Source organism: Paenibacillus sp. FSL F4-0125, assembly GCF_038008565.1.
Classification (GTDB): Bacteria; Bacillota; Bacilli; order Paenibacillales; family Paenibacillaceae; genus Paenibacillus_AQ.
This window is the reverse complement of record NZ_JBBOZJ010000001.1, coordinates 171,286-194,409: the sequence shown is the minus strand read 5'-3', so window position 1 is coordinate 194,409 and position 23,124 is coordinate 171,286. Positions and strand designations below refer to the sequence as shown.

At 45.1% G+C, this 23,124-nt stretch carries 21 protein-coding genes and 1 tRNA gene; 2 read left to right on the top strand and 20 right to left on the bottom strand.

All coding sequences use genetic code 11. From position 1 onward, the window contains the following. The first annotated feature begins 212 nt into the window (after window positions 1–212). Together NST74_RS00955 and clpP are read left to right on the top strand one after the other, a co-directional pair. Window positions 213–287 (top strand) — tRNA-Arg (locus NST74_RS00955). A 193-nt stretch (window positions 288–480) separates the two neighbouring features. Beyond that, window positions 481–1,077 carry an ATP-dependent Clp endopeptidase proteolytic subunit ClpP gene (gene clpP, locus NST74_RS00950; protein WP_042184034.1) on the top strand — a complete coding sequence of 199 codons (597 nt, stop codon included), beginning with the start codon at window positions 481–483 and terminating at the stop codon, window positions 1,075–1,077. A gap of 95 nt (window positions 1,078–1,172) precedes the next feature. On the opposite strand, the gene NST74_RS00945 is transcribed toward clpP, so the two are convergent. From NST74_RS00945 to hisF, 20 genes are all read right to left on the bottom strand, one after another. Further along, complete coding sequence (locus NST74_RS00945) at window positions 1,173–1,811, bottom strand: GDSL-type esterase/lipase family protein (protein WP_341110018.1); 639 nt, start codon at window positions 1,809–1,811, stop codon at window positions 1,173–1,175. A gap of 109 nt (window positions 1,812–1,920) precedes the next feature. After that, on the bottom strand, window positions 1,921–3,024 hold the full coding sequence (locus NST74_RS00940) for a PdaC/SigV domain-containing protein (RefSeq protein ID WP_341110017.1): 1,104 nt from the start codon (window positions 3,022–3,024) through the stop codon (window positions 1,921–1,923). A 122-nt stretch (window positions 3,025–3,146) separates the two neighbouring features. Beyond that, window positions 3,147–3,902 (bottom strand): SIMPL domain-containing protein, encoded by a 756-nt coding sequence (locus NST74_RS00935; protein ID WP_341110016.1) that lies wholly within the window; start codon window positions 3,900–3,902, stop codon window positions 3,147–3,149. A 149-nt stretch (window positions 3,903–4,051) separates the two neighbouring features. Then, entirely contained in the window at window positions 4,052–4,321 is a 270-nt protein-coding gene (locus NST74_RS00930; RefSeq protein WP_036687106.1) for an HPr family phosphocarrier protein, read from the bottom strand. 97 nt (window positions 4,322–4,418) lie between these two features. Continuing rightward, entirely contained in the window at window positions 4,419–5,348 is a 930-nt protein-coding gene (gene whiA, locus NST74_RS00925) for a DNA-binding protein WhiA (RefSeq protein WP_042123310.1), read from the bottom strand. Window positions 5,349–5,492: 144 nt separating this feature from the next. After that, a complete protein-coding gene (locus tag NST74_RS00920; protein WP_170880206.1) occupies window positions 5,493–6,440 on the bottom strand; it encodes a gluconeogenesis factor YvcK family protein in 948 nt (315 codons plus the stop codon). 57 nt (window positions 6,441–6,497) lie between these two features. Next, complete coding sequence (gene rapZ, locus NST74_RS00915) at window positions 6,498–7,397, bottom strand: RNase adapter RapZ (RefSeq protein ID WP_042123306.1); 900 nt, start codon at window positions 7,395–7,397, stop codon at window positions 6,498–6,500. Between the two features lie 45 nt (window positions 7,398–7,442). Further along, on the bottom strand, window positions 7,443–8,393 hold the full coding sequence (locus tag NST74_RS00910; protein ID WP_042123305.1) for an ROK family glucokinase: 951 nt from the start codon (window positions 8,391–8,393) through the stop codon (window positions 7,443–7,445). Window positions 8,394–8,601: 208 nt separating this feature from the next. After that, the gene (locus NST74_RS00905) at window positions 8,602–9,861 is read right to left on the bottom strand and encodes a DUF438 domain-containing protein (RefSeq protein WP_341110015.1); all 1,260 of its coding nucleotides are present in this window, start codon (window positions 9,859–9,861) and stop codon (window positions 8,602–8,604) included. 40 nt (window positions 9,862–9,901) lie between these two features. Then, window positions 9,902–10,129, bottom strand: a complete 228-nt coding sequence (locus tag NST74_RS00900) for a DUF1858 domain-containing protein (protein WP_341110014.1) — start codon at window positions 10,127–10,129, stop codon at window positions 9,902–9,904. Window positions 10,130–10,334: 205 nt separating this feature from the next. Next, window positions 10,335–11,825, bottom strand: a complete 1,491-nt coding sequence (locus NST74_RS00895; protein WP_341115795.1) for a UxaA family hydrolase — start codon at window positions 11,823–11,825, stop codon at window positions 10,335–10,337. Window positions 11,826–11,859: 34 nt separating this feature from the next. Next, a complete protein-coding gene (locus NST74_RS00890) occupies window positions 11,860–13,329 on the bottom strand; it encodes a tagaturonate reductase (RefSeq protein ID WP_341110013.1) in 1,470 nt (489 codons plus the stop codon). A 160-nt stretch (window positions 13,330–13,489) separates the two neighbouring features. Beyond that, window positions 13,490–14,494 (bottom strand): LacI family DNA-binding transcriptional regulator, encoded by a 1,005-nt coding sequence (locus tag NST74_RS00885; protein WP_042123297.1) that lies wholly within the window; start codon window positions 14,492–14,494, stop codon window positions 13,490–13,492. A gap of 57 nt (window positions 14,495–14,551) precedes the next feature. Then, a complete protein-coding gene (uxaC, locus tag NST74_RS00880; RefSeq protein WP_042123295.1) occupies window positions 14,552–15,979 on the bottom strand; it encodes a glucuronate isomerase in 1,428 nt (475 codons plus the stop codon). A gap of 297 nt (window positions 15,980–16,276) precedes the next feature. Then, window positions 16,277–17,230, bottom strand: a complete 954-nt coding sequence (gene trxB, locus NST74_RS00875; protein WP_341110012.1) for a thioredoxin-disulfide reductase — start codon at window positions 17,228–17,230, stop codon at window positions 16,277–16,279. 194 nt (window positions 17,231–17,424) lie between these two features. Then, entirely contained in the window at window positions 17,425–19,164 is a 1,740-nt protein-coding gene (locus NST74_RS00870; protein ID WP_341110011.1) for a tetratricopeptide repeat protein, read from the bottom strand. 233 nt (window positions 19,165–19,397) lie between these two features. Next, window positions 19,398–20,348: a ribose-phosphate diphosphokinase gene (locus NST74_RS00865; RefSeq protein ID WP_042123288.1), complete on the bottom strand. Its 951-nt coding sequence runs from the start codon at window positions 20,346–20,348 to the stop codon at window positions 19,398–19,400. Window positions 20,349–20,371: 23 nt separating this feature from the next. Further along, complete coding sequence (gene hisJ, locus NST74_RS00860; protein ID WP_341110010.1) at window positions 20,372–21,199, bottom strand: histidinol-phosphatase HisJ; 828 nt, start codon at window positions 21,197–21,199, stop codon at window positions 20,372–20,374. Window positions 21,200–21,214: 15 nt separating this feature from the next. Further along, window positions 21,215–21,925, bottom strand: coding sequence for a bifunctional phosphoribosyl-AMP cyclohydrolase/phosphoribosyl-ATP diphosphatase HisIE (gene hisIE / locus NST74_RS00855; protein WP_341110009.1), 711 nt, complete (start codon window positions 21,923–21,925; stop codon window positions 21,215–21,217). Then, window positions 21,922–22,680, bottom strand: coding sequence for an imidazole glycerol phosphate synthase subunit HisF (hisF, locus tag NST74_RS00850; RefSeq protein ID WP_341110008.1), 759 nt, complete (start codon window positions 22,678–22,680; stop codon window positions 21,922–21,924). Before hisF ends, hisIE begins: the two co-directional genes overlap by 4 nt. Between the last annotated feature and the right edge of the window lie 444 nt (window positions 22,681–23,124).

Sequence of the window (23,124 nt, the reverse complement as noted above, 5' to 3'; positions counted from 1 at the left end):
GAGAGTAGAATTCTCAAGCGCTTGTCTTCTTATACATTTATAAGATCGGGAAAGAGGTACGGCTCCTAAAACCTGTCATTAACAATCCAGATTCTATCGCTGAGTGAAAGACAATATACGCTTGTCCATCTTGAAGACAAGGGGTAGAGCCCGTGCACAGCATTATTAATTCATTGCAATTGCACAGAAATTGTATTATAATCATTTTTGTTGCGCCCGTGGTCCAATGGATATGACGTAGGCCTCCGAAGCCTGAGATCCAAGTTCGATTCTTGGCGGGCGCGCCATTAATTTCACTTTTGTACATAATTTAGTGGTGCCTATACTACTACTTAACCAAAGAGCCGCATGTCGGCTCTTTTTTTTGAATATAAGTTTGACTTTCTTTGACTTTTTGTTTGAATTTGTTTATCATGTGGGTAATACGGCAAGAGTAAAAATGAATACATTTGAAGAACCAATATCAAGGAGGTTTTCCACGTGAGTTATATTCCTATGGTAGTAGAACAGAGCAACCGCGGTGAGCGCGCTTATGACATCTATTCCCGCCTGCTGAAGGACCGCATCATTTTCCTTGGAACGGAGGTTAATGACGTGGTAGCCAATTCTATCATCGCACAAATGCTGTTCTTGGCTGCCGAAGATCCGGAGAAGGACATTCACCTTTATGTGAATAGCCCCGGCGGTTCCATTACTGCAGGTATGGCTATTTTTGATACAATGCAGTACATTAAACCGGACGTTTCCACCATCTGCGTGGGTATGGCAGCTTCCATGGGAGCTTTCCTACTTAACGCTGGCGCTAAAGGCAAACGTTTTGCACTGCCAAACAGTGAGATCATGATTCACCAACCTCTGGGTGGTGCTCAAGGTCAAGCAACGGATATCGAAATCCGTGCGCGCCGTATCCTCAAGTTGCGCGATAAGTTGAATCGTATTCTTGCAGAACGTACGGGTCAACCCCTGGAGCGTATTGAGAAGGATACAGACCGTGATTACTTCATGACTGCTGCAGACGCGGCAGCTTATGGTATCGTTGATAAAGTCATCGAGAAAACACTGCCTAGCGGTGTGTAAGCTATACAACAACACAAAGAGGCTGTGCTCTATCCACTTGATGGTTAGCGCACAGCCTCTTTACTTTTTAGACCACAACTACACTTGAACCTCAATTAAATCAAACCGCCATAACCAAGTGAATCGAGTTTGTCAGCAATCACACGGTAGCCTCGGCCATTGGGATGTAAGTGGTCAATCGATAATAGCCCTCTTTCATTTCCGGCAAATTGACTATAAATAGAAGCAAATCCACATACTCGGCTACTGTACTGCGAGGCATAACCGTTAAACTGCCGCACCCACTCTGTAGCGCCTACTACCTGAGGATAGGGATTATACAATCCCACAATTCGAATGATAAAAGGTCTACGTGTTCCCGCCTTCAATTGAAAGAGAATACTCATAATTGCAGCAAAATTTTGTTTGCATTCCTGTAGTGATCTTCGTAGCTCTTTTGATAAATTTTCAGGTTGTCTAGCTGCAGCCTTCGCAGCATGGATTAAATCATTGCCACCGATGGATAAAGTGATGATGTCTGCTGCTCGTATAGCCTCGCGAGTCATAGAACTCCCACGTAACCGCTGTTCCAGTTCAGAAGTAGTCAATCCATTCACGCCTAAATTCGTAGAGACTACATTAGAACGCAGTCTCCCTTCTGCCATTCTACGGTATACCGGTACAAAACCGTTACCTGGCAGAGCGCCAAATCCAGTCGTCAAGGAATCGCCAATTGCAGTATATTGATAGCTCATAGCTCTCCCCCGTTCATAAACTAGTTACTCCCTTTAGCATATGAATTAGCGATGATTCTGGTAAGGGGGAGATGTCCAGTGCTGGCAGCAGCGGTCAAGACTCCTCTTATTACTTTATAGCAGCAAATGGGCTATCGCCTTCGGGCAACAGTTCTTTGAATGTAAAGGTATATTCCGGGAACCCTGCAGCGTAAGCTGTGTATTCGTACAATTGAAAGAATAGAACAACCTTATCATCCTTCAGATAAAAATACTTCTCGGTATTCAATCCGTTGAACCCTCCCAAGTAACTTCCCTCTGCTTTTACCAGCTTGTTCAGCTTGGCATTTAACTGTTGTTTGTAGTTGGGGTTAGCGCCAAACAAATCACCCAGCAATAGACGTTTGCCATCCTTAAGTGAGAAAGTAAATGCCTCACGATTTGTCATGCCATGAGCGCCGCCCGTATCGCTATACTGCGACATCACTAAACTGATCACACCATTCTGATTGTAGGTCACCACATAATCTATATCATAGGTATACTTAGGCTCTGACCCGGTCCGATCGGAGATATCCTGTTCTGCACCAGCCGCAAATTTCATAACACTTTCCTTCAAGGTATTATTAATTGCCTGCTGCGCATTGAAATTACTTAATCCACTGATCTTCGGATAATCAAGCTGGATAAAAGCCTCTTGCCGATCCTTAGCATAGGTTTCAGTGGTTACTGTCAGCACGTTCAGTGGTCTGTTCACCACGTTCAGCCTACCAGAGTCCCGACTCCAATCCACTTTATAACCCAAATAATCATTCAACAGGCCTGATGGAACATAAAGCCGATTGTTAATTAGCTTTCCTTCATATTCTCGAATGTAATAATTGTTCACCCAAATAGAATTTCCATAGCTAGATAACATGAACTTAGTTTTTATCGTTCCCTTTCCAATCGTATATACATTTTCTTTTTTATCATAAGTAAGTGGTAATCGCAGCACATCACGCATAAAGGTGATCGGCACCCATGCCTTGCCTTCCTGCAAAATACCTGTCTGCTGAGAAATCATCCCGTTTGCCTTCAAAACTATACTTGAAGCAATAGCCACACTCTTTGTCTGACCCGATGCTGCATAACCAGTCTCAACGGGCAGTAATCCTCCACCAAGCAATAACCCCGCCGACATCAAGCCTATGCCCCATTTGCGTACTATTTCTTTTGAGATATTCATCATCATATTTTTCCTCCCCTTTCCAGTTTATTAAACATAATCTTAGAGATTTTACACAAAAAAAGAGGCCCCCCCACTATTACTAGCGGAAGAGCACCTCTCCTCTCTACACCCATCTTGTTCTGCTACTATTTCAATTCATACATTACGCTCAGCTGTGTTGTAACTTTAACTACTCCTGGTTGAACGGATGTGCTTGCACCAGCATCTGCTGCAGCCATTTCCATTTTTAGATTCTGTTCAAAATAAACCGGAGTAACATTACCATCATTTTGGCTGACCGTGATTACTTGACCCAAGCTACGTCTAGCTGCCTTAGCAATAGCTCCTGCTTTAACATCTGCGTTCGCCATCGCCTTTTCAATCACCTGAGCTTCAAAGGCAGAAGTATCTTCCACTGAAAAACGTGCATTTCCGATATTATTTGCCCCTGCCGCAGATGCAGCATCCAGCAATTCACCAACCTTGGTCAGATCTCTATAAGACACTAACAGCGTATGGTTCGCGTTGTATCCCTTCACTTGCTGTCCTTCTTTTTCGCTATAACTATAGTTGGGTTGCACATAAAATTGGGTACTTTGAATATCCTTGTCTGCGATTTTCCAAGTCCCTTTCAGTAGTGTAGTGATCTTTTGGATTTTAGCAGCATTTGTTTTTTGCGCTTCTTGTGCAGTTGCAGCCGTAGTATCTACACCGATGGACAAGTATACAATATCCGGCTTGATGGACAATTCGCCTTTACCTACTACACTAACGACATTTTTCTGCACTTCATCTGCGTAAGCCTTTGCAGGGCCTTGGAAGGCACCACTCATGCTAATCCCTCCAATTAACAAACTCCCTACGATCAACACTGAACCAATCTTTTTAACCAAACCTTTCATATTTGCCAGCCCCTTTCACCTTTTGTGATTTGTTATTATCCTCTAGACGAGTCTTTTTGGTAAATGTTGCACACGTAAATCTATTTTTTGGTATTAAAAAAAGCCCCTAGGGGCTTTTTAGTCATGCGATAAAAAGTCATTTCAAAAGATTATTGGTTCTCAAGCTCTTCTTTGCTGACGAGACTCGTCAAAGCGTTTACAGCTTGATCCGCGTCTGCACCATCCGCGCTGATATAGATCTCCGTGCCGGAACTGATCGCTAGGCTCATAATACCCATAATACTTTTGGCGTTTACTTTTTTATCGTCTTTTTCCACGAAAATCTCCGACGAAAACTTGTTAGCTTCTTGCACAAACAATGCTGCCGGTCGAGCGTGTAGCCCTGTCTTCAACCGAACAACTACCGGGTGCTTTGTCATGAAACGCTTACCCCCTAATTGAGTTCTCCCCAAAAATTTCACATTAATTTTATATTATTATATCATTATAACGTAAAGCACACTAGAAAAAAAGTGACTAGCCGCCGCGAACCTTGTCCGCCAGTTCATCAATCTTACGAAGCCGATGATTTACTCCGGACTTACTAACTGTACCTTTCAGCATTTCACCAACCTCTTTAAGGTTGATATCTGGATGTGCCATTCGAATTTCCGCAACTTCTCGCAATTTATCCGGCAAGCTCTCCAGTCCTACTTCTCGCTGCAGCAGTTTGATATTTTCAATCTGCCGCACCGCGGCACTTATCGTTTTATTGAGATTCGCGGTCTCGCAGTTCACGATCCGATTCACGGAATTACGCATATCCCGCATAATTCTTACATCCTCAAATTTGAACAACGCTTGATGCGCCCCGATCAAACTTAAGAATTCGATAATCTTCTCGCCTTCTTTAATGTATAGAATGAACCCTTTTTTACGTTCAATGCAGCGTGCGTTTAGGTGAAATTCACCAGCTAGATCGACAAGCGCCTTACAATGCTCCTCATACATCGAGGAAATCTCCAAATGGTAAGAGGAACCCTCCGGATTATTAACCGATCCGCCCGCCAAAAAGGCACCGCGTAAATAAGCACGCTTACAGCAGTTATTCCCAACAATCTCTTTATCAATACCGTCGGTAAAAATAAATCCTTCGGACACAATTCTGAGGTCATTTAGGATCTCCTGTACGCGACTAGGAATTCTAACGATATAAACGTTATTTTTCTTCAAACGCATTTTTTTACGCACGAGTAGCTCAATATGGACCTGGTAATATTTCTTAAGCAAAGAATATACCCGCCTTGCAATCGCGGCGTTCTCCGTCGAAATGTCGAGAATAACCTTTTTGCTTGAAAGCTGCACAGATCCATTCATACGGATAAGTGCTGACATTTCCGCCTTCTCACAACAGGGCTCACTCTCCACCATCGTCAGCTCTTTTTTGGTAAGGGCCGCAAAAGACAAGGGTCTCACCTCTTTCTGAAATAAGTACGTCATTCATATATACAAGCATAAACGCCTTCGGCGTCCTTTTAAAGACGGTAAGCGTTTATGCGAGAAATATAAGAAAGTATAGGTTTAAAACTTATATTTTCTTATATTTTTAAGTTATACTCTAGGGTTCCTGTTTATCCAGTCTTGCACAAGCTGGTAGATATGATGACTAAGTTTATCGGTATCATGCCTTAAGTAAGTTCGGAATAACACTAGCTTATCCGCGATGACTTTATACCCACTGCCATCTAGTACATCCTTGTCGAGTTGTACCGGACGTGCACCCTTCTCTGCGTACTTCGTCTGAACCTGCTCTGGAATTTCACCGTCATTGACAATAACATAATCGAATAAATGAATTCCAATATGATCATAAACGGCTTGTAGATGATCATTTACGGTATAATTATCCGTTTCGCCAGGCTGAGTCATTACATTGCAGACAAAGATTTTGATTGCATCCGAAGATACAACAGCTTCTGCTAGCTTTGGAACAAGTAGGTTCGGAAGAATGCTCGTATAGAGACTCCCCGGTCCCAAAAGAATCGCATCAGCGTTTCGAATCGCTTCAAGTGCTTCAGGCAACGGTTCCACATCAGCAGGCTCCAAAGATACCCGTTTGATGATCCCGCCGGCTTCCGGTATCTTAGACTCACCTGTGATAATCGTACCGTCCGACATTTCTGCACGTAACACAACGGCATCTCCCGCAGCGGGCAATACCCGTCCACGAACAGCAAATAATCGGCTAAGCTCGCGAACAGCTGTGACAAAATCGCCAGATATATCTGTAAGCGCAGCAAGGATTAGATTACCAAGACTATGACCCGCCAAGCCTTCACCCGTGTTGAAACGATATCTCATAATATCCGCCATGAGCGGTTCCACATCAGCCATAGCTGTTAATACGTTACGGATGTCCCCAGGAGGTGGCATTTGCAGTTCACTGCGCAAAATGCCCGAGCTTCCTCCATCATCCGCTACCGTAACTATAGCTGTAATATCTAGCGGCTTTTCTTTTAAGCCGCGAAGCATGACAGATAACCCCGTACCACCGCCCATAACGACGATACGTGGACGCTGTCTTTGTTCTTCAGCCACTATGGACCCCTTCTCTCATTAGTGCCGATCACGCTCGGAATCGCGATGACTAACCGCTACGGATTCCGTTTCGCTGACGCCCAGCATTTTACCCAAATATTCCGAAATGGCTACTGAACGGTGTTTTCCGCCTGTACAGCCAATGCCGATAATAATCTGGGATTTACCTTCTCTACGATATTGCGGAATTAAGAAATGAAGCATATCGAGCAGTTTGGTCAGGAACACCTGTGTTTCAGGCCACTTCATTACATAGTCATAGACATCGCTGTCCTGCCCTGTTTTTGGCCGCAGGTGATCCACATAATGTGGGTTAGGCAAAAAGCGAACATCGAAGACGAGGTCTGCATCAATAGGAATACCATACTTAAATCCGAACGATGTAATATTGACGGAAAGTGTGCTTTTTCCTAAATGCGAGAACCGAGATACAATCTTCTCTTTAAGCTGCACTGGTTTCATACTGCTAGTATCCAGACATAATGTGGCTGAATTCTTTAATTCCTCAAGCATTTTACGTTCCAGCTTGATACCGTCAAGCGGAAGTCCCTTGGGTGCTAGAGGATGATGACGCCGGCTTTCCTTGTAACGCTGCACAAGTACCGAATCCGTAGCATCCAAGAACAAGATTTCACAGCCAATGGTTGACTCATCTTTGATATAGGCTAGAGACTCGGACAAAGCAGTGAAGAATTCCCGGCCGCGCAGGTCAATCACAAGTGCTACCTTGGCGATCTTACCCTTCGACTGCTCAATCAGTTCTGCAAACTTAGGGATCAGCACCGGCGGTAAATTATCGACACAGAAGAACCCTAGGTCTTCCAGACTCTGCACAGCAATTGTCTTACCCGCACCTGACATTCCGGTAATAATGATCAGGGTGGCTCCAGCCGTTGGAGTATTGTCCAATTCGGTCATTAAAGCGTCCCCTCCCTAAATTAGTATATGAATACTCCCTATCTTTTAAGAACGAAGCAGAAGGCCTGCAGCACCAACAATACCTGCATCATTGCCAAGCTCCGCAGGGATAATCGAAACACCCGTCTGAAGCGGAGCTGGTGCGAGCTTAGCGAACACGCGACGAACTTCATCAAATAGAATATCTCCAGCTTTAGACACACCACCACCAATGATAAAGACCTCAGGGTTAAGCACGGCCGCAACAGAAGCCATAGATTTACCCAGATAGTAAGCTGCACGGTTTACTATACGAATCGCTACCTCATCACCAGCTTTAGCCGCATCAAATACTTCCTTCGCTGCAATCTTCTCTACCTGAGAAAGGGAAGTACGATCACCACGAGCGACTGCATCATTAGCCATACGAATAATACCTGTAGCAGAGGAAACGGTTTCCAGACATCCCATATTGCCACAACCACATTGAATAGCTTCCAGATCCGGCACTACAGTGATATGGCCAAGCTCGCCCGCTAGACCCGCGAAACCTTGATAAATTTTTCCATTAATAATGATTCCGCCACCCACACCTGTTCCAAGGGTATAGCAAACACAGTTCTCAATCCCGCGACCTGCACCACTCCAAGCTTCACCCAGCGCAGCCACGTTCGCATCATTGTCTATTTTGACAGGCTTGTTCCAGCGATCTTCCAAAATGGAGCGAATCGGCACATCTTTAAATCCTATGTTGGGCGCAAGAATGATGATTCCTTCACGAATATTTGTGAACCCTGCTACGCCCGCGCCTACACCTGCAAGCTGATCCCAAGAGTACGGGGAATCCTCCACAATTTGGCGTACATACTTCTCGATATTATCGATAACAGTATCGACACCTTCTGCAGTTCCTGTTGGTCCCTCATAAGTATGTAGTAGAGTTCCCTCAGCATTGCAGATTCCAACCTTAATTGCAGTTCCACCCAAATCCACGCCAACGTAGATATTCTCAGACATGTAACAAGCCACCTTTTTTTATACTAAAATAGTTAATCCTAAGTACCAACTATAATAGAAGCCCCCTCTGTGGTCAAGGAAAGACAACACACCCGGGAATTCCTTATTTCAATAGTATACTCTATTATATTCTAAAAAGACCCTCTTGCGCCAAAGCAAGAGAGTCTTCTTTCCATATTATTATCTGGAAATTTTCCATTAGCACCCATTATTCTGATAGAATACGCTTCTGCCCCTCCAGTGCACGGATGGGTGCGATATTCTGTGTAAACTCTAGCGTTCCCATATACCGGCCTGTCTCGTCGCGGACAGCGAAATAACGGATATAAATAAATTTATCCTTGATGTTGATCCAGAAGTCCTCAGCGTCCTTATGTCCTGCCTTAAAATCTTCCAGAAGCTTCTCCACCACATGAACACTTTGAGGCGGATGACAGTTCTGTACCGTACGGCCGATAACTGCCTTAGTTCGGGCAAAGATACGTTCCTTGCCGTGTGAAAAATATCGCACAACATCATTTTCATCAATGAATGTCAGATCTACCGGCAGATGATTGAGTACGGTCTCCAGCTGATGCAGTGACAACAGCCCTGTCTCAAAGCGTATGAACCCTTCTTGCGGAGTTACTCCCTCTGCTTCTCCCAGCACTGCACCTTCCGGCTCTGCGGCGCGCTCTGGGACCCATTCCTGCTCCGGTGCGGTTAGACAGAAACCAATCTCATCGCTCTCCCGAGCGATTTTGACCCATTCGTCTTCAGTCAGTTTGTCCAGCGCCATAGGTAGTAGAATATTCTCTTCTTTAAAGATCATTTCATTCACTTCCTGGATAATCTCCGTAACTTGAGCCCCAATTTCTGCAGCGTTTCCGTTATACGCGCTAAGTGCTGCTTTGGCCTCTTTTATCATACGGCGGATATTATCATCGACTCCCCACATGACCTTGGTCGGTCCATAAATCCCATACTTTTCAAGGTAAGGAAATAGCAGATTCTCTTTACGGCTGTAGTGTTTATCAAGATCTAGCAATAAGCTTAAATCTTCCAATAACTTGAAGATAAGCTCTTCACTGTCGTTCTTCTGAAATTTGGTTGCGTGTAAATCTAAACGGAAGTTCACAAGTCTTTCTATCTCGCGGTTTTCCAGCTTGAAGGTGTGTACTGGATGCCCTGGCTGCTCCTCAGGCTTAGATGAACGGTGAATTTGCTCAATAGAGCCTTTAAAAATCGCTGTATGGACCGAACAAAGCCGCTGTACCTCGGATACCGGAATCCCCTCTTCGGTCATTAATGAATGCTCCAAAGCTGAGATTTCCGCTACGGTAACATCGCCTACAGCTTCCTCGAAGCGTGCCTTAACCTCTTCAACGCTTTTGCCTGCATGCAGTTCTTTAATAATCTCCTTGAGCATGGCTTGGCGACGAGTTTGCTCCGGTACATCAACCTCGCGGTTGTTTATCAGTTCACTCATTATTGATCTCTCCTTAATGATATTTTGATGATAGATGTCTTTATTTCATAATCTCGAAGCCATGTCGTTCAAATGCTAACTTCACGGTGTCTAGATCCATTTTCTTCAATTTGATTCCTTTGGATAAGGTCATGAAACGGCCAGCGGTCTGCAGCATACCTGGCTTAGCAATATCCTTAAAGCCCAGCTCTACCATAATCTCAACGACCTCCGGATGCCTTGATACCATCTCGAAGATGGACTCATCCATTCGCAGCACTTTTTCCATTGGACTATTCTCCTTTGTGTGAGAACTATTCTCAACAACAGATTAGCACAGGCCGTATGGGGCGATTGTGATTGCAGTCACTAAATTAGAAGAATGCAATTATCGTTCTTTTTAAAGAAGGATTATGTATAGTCCGAAACTAAAAAAAACTGCCCCCTACGCTTAAAAAGCATAAGGGACAGTTTGATTCGTAAATATTGATTTATTATAGCGTTACTCCTGTTTTAAATATGGAAATCTCACGAAAGTTATTCTTCTCATTGTTTACCCATTCCCCACTAGCCACGCTGATAATGTAGTTAATAAAGTCACGCAGGACCTCATCTGGAGAACCGTCTTCGACCAACACACCTGCATTAAAATCAATCCAGTGACGTTTGCCTTCATACAAAGGTGTATTCGTCGATACCTTCATCGTTGGCACAAATGTACCAAATGGTGTCCCCCGACCAGTCGTAAAGATCACCAATTGGCAGCCAGCAGCAGCCAGAGCCGACGAAGCCACTAGGTCATTACCCGGTGCGTTAAGAAGATTTAGTCCTTTGTTAGTGATAAGCTCTCCGTACTTGAGTACATCCATTACCGTAGAATTACCGGATTTTTGAGTGCAGCCCAGAGATTTATCCTCAAGCGTAGTAATACCCCCTGCTTTATTGCCTGGGGAAGGATTTTCATATACCGGTTGTTTATAGTCCATGAAATACTGCTTAAAGTCGTTGATAAGATCGACAATTTTGTGAAAAATAGCTTCGTCTGCCGCACGCTCCATCAGAATCTTTTCGGCGCCAAACATTTCGGGCACTTCAGTCAGTACAGTTGTACCGCCTTGAGCAGCCATATAATCAGACAAACGTCCTAGCAGAGGATTCGCAGTAATACCGGACAAACCGTCGGAGCCTCCACATTTCAGACCGATTTTCAGCTCAGAGAGCGAGACTTCTTCCCGATGATCACCTTGTACGTTATTGTAGAGTTCCTTCAGCAGCTTTACGCCTTCTTCAATCTCATTGCCAACCTCTTGCGAGACAAGAAAACGCACACGATCCTCATCGTAACTACCCAGCATGTCTTTAAAAATATGCAGATTGTTGTTCTCACAACCTAGTCCGAGCACAAGTACGGCGCCCGCATTTGGATGCTTAACCGCATTAGCCAAAATCGTACGAGTATTATCATGGTCATCACCCAGCTGAGAGCAACCATAGTTATGCTTCAGTACCAGCACGTTATCGAACGGAGCGATATCGCCAACCTCTGCCTTAAAAATATTGATGATCTGTTCCGCCACTCCATTCACACAACCAACTGTAGGCACGATCCACAGCTCATTGCGAATACCTACAGTTCCATCAAAGCGACGATACCCCTTAAAGGTCAAATTCTCAGCGGCAAAAGGATTCGGTATCAGCTTCTGCTCAAACGTATATTCCTCTACCCCTGTTAGGTTGGTCTTCGTATTATGGGTATGCACCCATTCACCAGGCGCAATAGGCGCGTTGGCATGACCGATCGGATAACCATATTTCAACACATTCTCGCCTTCGCTAATGCGGGTTAATGCAATTTTATGACCTCTGGCGATATCTTCTGTAATCTTGATCTCTTTTGAACCAATTACGATAGTGTCGCCTGCCTTATAGTCCTTCAATGCAACCGCTACGTTATCAGCATCATTGATTTGTAGTACCTCTTTCATGGTCTTGATCATATCGTTATCCACCTCCTGTGTATTAATTGTGCGCAGGTCTCTTCACGAACGTTTGCAGCGCTTGCTTCATTCCTACTCGCTCAATTGCAATTAGCCCTTCTGCTGTCTTGTCAGTCAGCCCCGCAACTTCATTTAAATCACAACCCCAGCGATTCGTTGCCGCCAGTACCTGAGCAGTTAGTGCGCGTAACCCAGAGTCTGTGCCATCCCATCCTCCCCACAAGGAAGCGAACCATTCCAAAATATCCGCATCATCCGCAAGCTTAATTTCTTCATCCCCTCTACGTCCTTTATAGAAGGCAATCAGTGCGCTCAATGAGAAAACAAGCTTCTCAGGCAATTGTCCCTTGGACTCTACATATTGCAATAAAGAAGGCAGGTCTCTTGTCTTAAATTTCGAGATAGCGTTAAGGGAGATGCTCATCAAGTAATGCTGCACATAAGGATTCAAGAACCGTTCCAATACCGCGTCTGCAAAAGAATTCAATTCCTCTGCTGGCAGATCCAGTGTCGGAATGATCTCATCATAGATTAAGGACTTCACGTAGGCCCCAACCTCTTCGTGCTCAATTGCCTCGGCAACCGTATCAATGCCGTACAAATAGGCTACTGGTGTCATAGCTGTGTGTGCTCCATTTAAAATTCTAACTTTACGAGTCCGGTAAGGCGCCATATCATCGACTACCAGTACATTAAGACCTGCTAATTCAGCAGGGAACTCCTCTTTAATCCACTGTGGCCCTTCAATCACCCAAAGATGGAATTGCTCGCCGACAACGACCAGCTTATCCTCATAACCGAGTTCTTCTGTTATCTCGGCGATAGTGTCTCTTGGATATCCGGGAACAATGCGATCCACCAGACTGCAGCAGAAGGTGTTGGCTTCGTTCAACCAGTCTACAAAGCCCTCTCCAAGATTCCAAAGGTCCGCATATTTTAAAATAACCTTCTTAAGCTCATCACCATTTCGGTCAATCAGTTCGCATGGAATGATGATAAAACCTTTAGAAGCATCCCCATTAAAAAATTCAAAACGTTTATATAATAAGGCTGTCAGCTTGCCCGGGAAACTGCTCTGCGGAGCATCGGTTAACTTGTCGCCTGCTTCAAAAGCAATTCCCGCCTCAGTGGTGTTGGATACGATAAAGCGCAGCTCTGGATTCTCGGCAAGCTTCATATACTCCTCATGCTGGGCAAAAGGATTAAGCGTTCTCGTAATACAGTTGATGACCTCATGTTCTTTTACCGCTACTCCGTCTTTGATTCCTTGGAGATAAAGCGTATATAGACCGTCCTGGGCATTTAGCATTTCTGCAAGTCCGTTGCCCAGCGGTTGTACAACCACCACTCCACCATTAAAATCCGTTTTTTGATTCATCGTATGAATCTGCCAATCTACAAAAGCGCGCATGAAATTGCCTTCACCAAATTGCAGGACCTTTTCGGGGTATTGCTTGTAGGCTTTCCAACTATCGCTATTCAATTTTTTCAATGTAAACGCCTCCCATTTATTAATGCACACGATAAACTAATTAAACAAACTATATAATGTATTATTTATATTGTTATTTTTATGGATTTATGCACACGTGAAAATTTTATCTAAAACCCTTTACCATTGTAAAGGATTGGGGGCCATATGCGTCCACCTACTATTTTGACAGCTTCCTAACCGATTCTCTCTCAATCAGCTCTGTCTCGATCGAGATTCGTCCATCTTGTTCTGTAGGTTCCTTGATTAAGCTTAACAACTGGCGTGCACCTTGCTCACTGATCTTCTCAATCGGACGTTTTACCGTGGTAAGCGATGGATTCGCAAAAAGCGAAAAACCAATATCATCAAAACCAACAATAGAGACATCCTTCGGCACCTGCAGCCCTCGCTCGAACACAGATTTCATAGCTCCGATTGCCATATCGTCATTGGAACAAAATACTGCCGTTGGTGGTTTTTCTAAATCCAGCAGCTTGCCCATCGCCTCATATCCGCTTTGCATATCGTAATTACCACTTTTCATATAGTCGTTACGCACAGGGATATTATGGTCAATCAATGCTTTTATAAAACCGTCTCTGCGTTCCTGCGTGGATTTAAAACCCTCTACGCCTTCAATAATCGCAATGTCTTGATGCCCGGCTTCAATTAGATGTTTTCCTGCATGATAAGCACCTTCCCGGTCATTCGAGATGATGTTAATAATGGAACGGTCATCTATCTGCCGATTCAGCACAACGATTGGAATGCCTTGCTGGACCACATGGTAAATGAATTTATTATCTGCTTCACTCTGGCTCATTAGAATAATTCCATCAAAGCGTTTGCGATGAATAGAGGAATATTCCGCATAATCATCGATCCCACGGATGAACAGATTATACTCTACATCTATGACACTATTTACACCACGAATCGTGTCAGAGAAGAAACCAGACGTTGTGCCGTTGGCGATACTCGTGAAGAACAAGCCAATGGTGTATGATCGCTGCATCACAAGGCTTTTAGCATTGTAATTGGGGACATAACCCACTTGCGCAGCGATCTCGGCGATTTTTTTACGTGTAACTTCTTTAATTAGGGGACTGTTGTTAAGTGCTCTTGATACAGTTGTATGTGAAACATTCGCCAGTTTGGCGATATCCTTGATTGTAGGTGCCATGGGTCAACCTTCCTTATCAAACGGGTTTGGCTATTCCATGTAAGGATATCATAACGATTACCTAGTCACCAATGCCTGTTTCGAGAAATTAAAATAATGATCAGCGTTATTGTAACAGATGTTCTCAACCATACCGCCCAGCAGTTCCATATCATCTGGGGCTTCTCCAGTCTCTACCCAGGAGCCTATAAGATCACATAGAATCCTTCTAAAGTACTCATGTCTGGTATACGATAAAAAGCTTCTGGAGTCTGTTAGCATCCCGACAAATTGGCTAAGTACACCAAGGTTGGCGAGCGTCTTCATTTGTTCCAGCATGCCATCCTTATTGTCATTGAACCACCATGCCGTTCCGAATTGAATCTTTCCTGGAATTCCGCCTCCTTGAAAGCAGCCCATTAACCCGGCAATGACATGATTATCATTTGGATTCAGTGAGTACAAAATTGTTTTAGGCAGCGCGTTCTCACGATCCAGCGCATCCAGTAGACCTGCCAGCGGCTTAGCAATCACACCATCATTGATGGAATCATAACCCGTGTCAGGACCGAGACGTCCGAACATTACGCTGTTATTATTGCGCAGCGCATGAATATGGAATTGCATTGCCCAATCCAGCTCGCTATATAATTTACCTAGGAACACAAGTGTGAACCCTTTATATTTCTTTTCTTCACTCTCGCTTACAGTGCCTTCACGAAGCGCCTTAGCAAATATTGCCGCAGCTTCCTCCAAGGTAGCTGGCTCAAACATTACTGCATCCAAAGCATGGTCGGATACACGGCCCGCTCTGGCATGAAAGAATCTCACTCTACTCTCCAATGCTTCTAGAAACTGACCATAATTTTCAACATCCATTCCTGAGACTTCGCTTAGCTGAGCTACCCAAGGCTTGAAGGTAGGACGATTGATTTCAAGGGCTTTATCTGGACGGAACCCCGGAACTATGCTGACATTGAATCCGCTCAAGTGACTGATTTTTTCATGATATTCCAGAGTATCTACAGGGTCATCTGTGGTGCATACAACAGTGACTTTCGATCTAACAATTAGATCTCTTGCTCCATACCCTTCCCCTTGCAGCTGATTATTCACTTCATCCCAAATCTTCGGCGCATTAGCCTCATTTAGCAGATCATATACACCAAAGAAACGTTGCAGCTCTAAATGTGTCCAATGATAAAGCGGGTTCCCGATAATCTTAGGAACGGTTCTGGACCAGGCTAGAAATTTATCATAGTCACTGGCGTCACCGGTAATGTATTTCTCTTCTACACCATTTGCCCGCATCACTCTCCATTTGTAATGGTCACCATACAGCCACGCTTCGGTAATATTATTAAACGTCTTGTTCTCATAAATCTCTTGTGGACTGAGGTGGCAATGATAGTCGATAATCGGCATGTCTTTCGCATAGGTATGAAACAGCTGAATTGCTGTCTCACTGGACAATAAGAAGTTCTCATCCATGAATTTTCTGCTCATGAGATTTGCTGCTCTCCTTTATAATCATAATGGGAGTTGCATTTAGTTTAACGTGAACATTTATTGGTTTTATAATTTCTTATCAATAACAAAATAAACTATAATTAATTCTAAAGATAATTACTTTTTAATATAATGTTCACGTTAACATTACAATCTTATTGTAAACCTATTTTAAAAATGCGCAAGTCATTTTTTGAAGGATATTGTTACAGTTATTTTAACCATCACAAAAAAGCAGGCGGCCCTTTAAGATAAGGATCACCTGCTTGAAATCATTCCGATTAAACTTAGCTATTAACTACCCAGGTTTTCGCTCCAGTCATGCACCATTGTGCCTTCAAGATATTTCTCAGCGTCCATTGCTGCCATACAGCCAGTGCCTGCTGCAGAAATCGCTTGGCGATAACGGGTATCCTGTACGTCTCCACAAGCAAATACGCCTGGAATGTTCGTTTCAGTAGTACCTGGATTCACCACGATATAACCGTTAGTATCCGTGGTAATCTGACCACCCAAGAAACCCGTATTCGGCGTATGTCCAATCGCGACAAATACTCCGTCTGCTTCGATGAGTTCCTCAAGACCTGTCTCATTGTTCCTAACCTTTAGCCCTTTAACACCGGACTCATCCGTTGTAACCTCAAGCGGTGTGCGATTAAGCGCCCACGCAACCTTACTGTTGTCACGTGCGCGATCCTGCATAATCTTCGAAGCCCTAAGCTCATCACGACGATGAACCACGGTTACACTGGAAGCAAATCTTGTTAGGAAGCTGGCTTCCTCCATCGCGGAGTCTCCACCACCGATCACGATGATCTTCTTATTACGGAAGAAGAAACCGTCACAAGTAGCACAAGTGCTGACCCCACGGCCTACATTCTCCTGCTCCCCTGGTATTCCTAAATATCTGGCAGAAGCACCGGTAGAGATAATCACCGACTCTGCCTCTAATACACCCAATCCATCTACTGTAACTTTAAATGGACGCTGTGAAAAATCCACGGAGTCCACCCAACCATTCTTGAATTCAGCACCAAAACGTTCAGCCTGCTTCCGCATGTTGTCCATTAAATCCGGGCCGAGAATCCCCTCTGGAAAACCTGGAAAGTTCTCCACTTCCGTTGTCGTTGTCAGTTGTCCACCAGGCTGCATACCTTCAATTACAAGTGGGTTAAGGTTGGCACGTGCCAAATAAATAGCAGCAGTAAGCCCGGCCGGGCCTGTTCCGATTACAATCGTTTTGTACATAACAGTGGCCTCCTCACAATAGGATTTATTTCAAGCCTAAACGCCTTCGGTGTCCTTATAAGAACGATAAGCGTTTAAGTGAGAAATATAAGACATAAAGTAAAGGTGTAGAACTTGTACCTCCTTATATTTTGAAGAAAACGGGCCCTCATTAGAAAGAAGGCTCCGTCTCTACGAAATACTGCATTAATAATTTAGATATTCTCAGTAAATGGGGGAAGACTGTCGCTCACACTTCCCTGAAAGCTACATTCATCATCGATACGCCGGGCATAGCGACTGACCATCGATACAGAAACGTTGTAACGCTGAGCTACCTCACGGTAGGTGACTGGAAGGTTATGCATTTTTGCGATCAGATACTCTAAGGCCGCACACCAGCCTTCCGTTTGTCGGATAAAAGGAACATCCGGATATATGCTGCTCACGAATTGCTTCCAGAGTAATTCAGCATCCTTTTTCTGGACGGCATCGAATCTCCGGTCCATTATACTTACTGTCTGATCAATGACTTTTTGCCAATCTTCTCTCCATTCCGGCAATCCCTTCAGACGTGCAGTAGGCGTTTCTTTGGCTTCCTGAAGTACCTTTTCCTCCGGAACACTACCAATCAGCCGTTGCAGACTGAGAAGTGCGGCTTCTTGAAGCTTTTCTTCCTGTAAAGGCTGTTGCTTCAAAAGTCCTTGCAGAATCTCGGACATTTCTTCATCTTCGATCCAGCGCAGAGCTTCCGTAACCTGAAGCTTCGTATTGGCATCGCCGTAGCGAAGCGCCCAGAAGAAAGAAGATCGAAGCAGTGGATTGTTCCGCACCTCTTCAGCAAAGCTGCCCTTATTGTCTTTCCACAGCTTCAGCTGCTCTTGGAATGGGAGCTGATAGTTGTAGCTAATAGGAGAGAGCACTTTACCTTCTCCCTGCGCTTGCTGCAGCTGAGCCAGAAAAAACCTCGGCACAGCCGATTCCGGATCCAGCTTAGCAGCTTTTTGCCAGCAACGCTGAGCTTCTGTGTACAGACCACTATTGCTAGCTGCCGCTGCACAATAATGGTACAAGCTGGCGTCACCGCCGACTTCTTCATCCTTCAGCAGGCGTCGAAAATGACCGTAGGCGGTTCTATGCCGTCCCAGAATCCCCATGGTAGTGGCCATTTTGAACAAATGCTCCTGGTGAAAAGGAATAGTTGTCTCTAACAGACGTAACAATCCAGCTAGCTGCCCGCGGTCACCTTCATACTGCAGAAAGATCGCCAAGTTACAGAGTGCATGTAAATTCCCTGAGTCCTGTTCAAGCACCCGCATGATGCATTCTTTGGCTTTGGTGAAACGCCCCATATAGAAATACGCAAGGGCTAGGTTGTTATGCGCCGCCAAGAAGTCTGGCGTATTGCTCACAATCTCTTCAAGCAAAGTTACGGCTTGTGTAAACTTGCCTTCTTCCAACAGCGCTCGGGCCCGCTCATGCTCTATTACCCCTTCCCGGCTTCTAATCCGGATAAGCGGTGCAGGACGATCCAGCTCATATTGCAGAAGTTCCATCAATTCTTCTGATTCGGCCAGAAATTCACCGTTCACATCTTCTTCGAGATAAGTAACGAGTGAACGTTCGGCCTCCTCATAGCTTTCCATATTGGCGAAGTTGTTAGCCATATAGAAATAACATTCCGTCATTCCAGGATCAATATTCTCTAAGACATGGGTCAAAATGTCATTAGACGCCTCATAATTACCCATCTCTGATAATACGCCTGCTACGTTGCAATGATTTACCGGGTTCTCCGGTTCGTACTCTACAGCTTTGCGAAAATTCTTTAATGCCTTATCATATTGAAAGCGATCCAAGGACCGAACGGCTCTTTCAAAGAAAAAATTGGCATTCAGAGTGACAGGAATAACATTACCATTCTCCGCATCATACTCTGAAGTTCTCTCCATCATGGAAGCAAGGCACCCCCTTATAAGAAGCTTCCTTATACTAACGAAAAAATAGGAGAACGGCGCCCAATAGGGTATACCGGAGCTCCAAACTTAATCGCTATTCCGTTCCCTTTATGGGTGCGGCTATCTTCACACAGTATACCACATGTGACCGCGAGATTCTCAAGTTGAGAAAGACTCTACCACTCCATTAACAGCAACTTTTTCAAGTAAAAAATAAAAAAGACGGGGAATTAAATTCCCGCGTCTCTGAAAAGCTTGTCGATCGAACCGCCCTCAAGAATAATACGTGTTGCTTGCGCAAGCATCGGTGCAACCGATAAGACCGTAAACCGACTTGAATGATCATCTGGCAGCGCGATAGAATCGGTAATGACCACTTCCTGAACAGAAGGATGGTCAAGCCGCTGCAACGCAGGTCCTGAGAACAATCCATGCGTCGCACAGACGATACTGTCCTTCGCACCTCTCTCTTTCAAACCCTCTACGACATTCACAATGGTAGTTCCTGTATCAATCAGGTCTTCGATAATGATCGGTGTACGTCCCTCGACATCGCCAATGACATGAGTGATTACCGATTCATTATGGGCAGGACGCTTCTTAATCATAATGGCAAAAGGGGAATCCAGCTTATTCGCCAGCTTCTCAGCCATAGATGCACGTCCGGCATCCGGGGAGACAATGACCAAATCAGACATAGCCTTGGCTTTCAAATGGCTGCTGATCAAATCAAGTGCAGTCAGATGATCGACCGGAATGTTGAAAAAGCCCTGAATTGCCGCTGCATGCAAATCAATAGTGATCACACGGGTTGCGCCCGCGGTCGTAAGTACATCCGCTACCATCTTAGCCGAGATCGGTTCACGAGGTGCAGACTTACGTTCCTGCCGAGCGTATCCATAATACGGTACAATAATGTTAACTGTACGCGCCGATGCCCGTTTGGCGGCATCTATCATCACGAGCAGTTCCACGAACATCTCATTAATGGGATGGGATAGGGATTGCACCAAAAATACGTCGCAGTTCCGGATGCTCTCTTCGTAATGCACGTAAATCTCGCCGCTCATGAAACGGGTCAGCTTAATCTGCCCCAATTCAACACCAAGTCGCTCTGCAATATCTGCTGCCAGCTTTGGATTCGACGAACCGGAAAAAATACGTAATTGTTGATGATGCATAATACCCTCCTGCGGATTATAAATTATAGTTTGAACGGAACAGCGATACGGCGGCGTCCCTCAAATACAGCCAGTTCACGGAAACCTGTGTGCCACAGCATGCTGCGTGCCTCTTGCAAGCCGTCACCAAGCTTGGCAGGGTCATGTGCATCCGAGCCGAGCGTAAGCGGTATACCGAGCTTAAAAGCCTCCTGTAGCAGGTGTTCCGCCGGGAACATCTCAGCACATGGTTTGGAAAGTCCTGAAGCATTCAGCTCCATGGCGATGCCGCTATCCGCTATAACCTTTAAGGTATCCAGCTCCAGCGCTTTCACCTCTGCTTTTCCTTCTGGTGTCTGTGGACCATAACCGAACCGTTTAATAACATCCATATGTCCTATAATATCATATAATCCTGATAACGCCGACTTCTTTACAGCATCATAATAAAGACGATATACCTCTAGTTCATCCTTGCCTTCCCAGCCATGAACCTGTCGATGGTCTGTGATATCCCATTCCCCAAGAAAATGCACGGAACCTATCAGATAATCCCATGGGTAAGGAGATAAAATCTCACGAATTTGATCTTCGTAGCCTTCAATATAATCCGCTTCCAGCCCCACCCGCAGATCTATGACTCCTCGGTAGCGTTCCTTCAGCGTCAGGCATTCCTCCACATAACGAGGCAGTTCAGCCATTGGCATAGCCATTTCAGGGTAATAGCTAGCGGGATCGACATGGATGAGCGGCAAGTGGTCCGACAACCCTAACTGCTGCAGTCCAAGCGCTATCCCACGCTGCACATATTCCTCAAGCTTGCCCACGGCATGACCGCAGCGCTCATGATGCGTGTGGTAATCGATATGCATCCGTCAGTTCCCTCCCTAGTACTGGTCCCGGCGTGGGCGCTCGTGGCGGGTACTCAATTCTTCCATGATCTCATCCAGCGGAAGCTTGCGCTCCTGCAGCAGTACTAGTAAGTGGTAGATCAGATCACTAACTTCAAGACGCAGCTCGGCGTTATCTTTATTTTTGGCGGCAATAATGGTCTCGGAGGCTTCCTCGCCTACCTTTTTGAGGATTTTATCCACGCCTTTATCAAACAAATAAGTGGTATACGCACCTTCCGGACGCTCTACTTCCCGCTCAGCAATCACGCGCTCCAGCTCACCAAGAACAGCAAAACGCTCGCCATCTGTATTACCAGGAGACGATTTTTGAGCTTCCTTGGTTTGGTTATTCAAAGGAATCTCACGGAAAAAACACGACGTAGCTCCAGTATGGCAAGCCGGTCCTTCAGGAACAACCTTCACGAGCAATGTATCGCTGTCACAATCATAAGATATGGATGTGATCGCTTGTGTGTTGCCTGAGGTTCCACCTTTATGCCAAAGCTCACTGCGTGAGCGGCTCCAGAACCATGTCTGACCACTTTCCAGCGAGAGCTGTAATGATTCCGAATTCATATAAGCAACCATCAAAACTTCTAGTGTGTTAGCATCCTGCACAACGGTAGGCACCAACCCTGCTTCATTCCAACGAATGCCGGACAGCGCTTCTTTTTGGCTGGATGTATTCTTTTCTGTTTCGCTCATCGGATCTCTACCCCTTTTTGCTTCAAGTCTGCCTTTAAGTCATCAATAGCAATCTCTTTATAGTGAAAAATGGTCGCCGCCAGTCCCGCATCGGCTTTCCCTTCCGTAAATACATCGTAAAAATGCTCCTTCTTCCCAGCGCCGCCGGAAGCAATCACAGGAATGCTGAGCAAATCGCTTACTGCTGAGGTCAGCTTCAAATCGAAGCCATCTTTTGTACCATCTGCATCCATACTAGTGAGTAGAATCTCACCTGCACCCAGCTTTTCAGCTTCCTTGGCCCAGGTCAAAGCACGGATACCAGTGGGCTTGCGACCACCATGCGTGTACACTTCCCATTCACCAAAGGCCTCGTTATATTTAGCATCTATTGCTACCACAATACATTGAGAGCCAAAACGGCGTGCACCTTCTAGAATTAACTGTGGATTAGTAATTGCTGCCGTATTAATACCGATTTTGTCTGCGCCTGCACGTAGGATCCGCTTCATATCATCAGGTGTAGAGATCCCTCCACCCACTGTGAAAGGAATGGCGATTTCACCTGCGGTCTGCCGCACTACTTCAATCATAGTCGCTCGACCTTCTACAGAAGCAGAAATGTCGAGAAACACCAGTTCATCCGCGCCCTCACGGTCATACAGCGCCGCCAATTCTACCGGATCTCCGGCATCACGCAAATTCACAAAGTTAACGCCTTTGACTACCCGTCCATCCTTAACGTCAAGACAGGGGATGATACGTTTTGCTAACATTAGATGTTCCTCCTTTCCATGTGTTTCCCTAAAACATTTCGATCCCCCTTAGCCAAGGGGGGCACCAAGGGCTACGGCCCTCTGGACATCCGGATTGTTGGCATAAGCGAGACCAACTTCAATACTCACTCTATAATCACTATGTTTCCACGACTCTTGCTCCTAGCAGGACGACGGACTCGCGACACCTGCAAGACCACATTCATATAGGCGGCCTGTGGGCTCGCGCTCATGAAATAATCGACTCATTTAGTTGCACAACGTACAGTTATTTCATCGTCGGTAAAGCAAACCAGGCGTTTAACTGCATTTCGTACAATTAAATCTGGGAATGAGCTTAGATATAAGCTCAACTCTCATTTATAGCTGCACGAAATACAATTAAATTAGCAAACACGCTCCTAACTGGAATAATAGTTGTATGAAGTACACTTATATCATCCA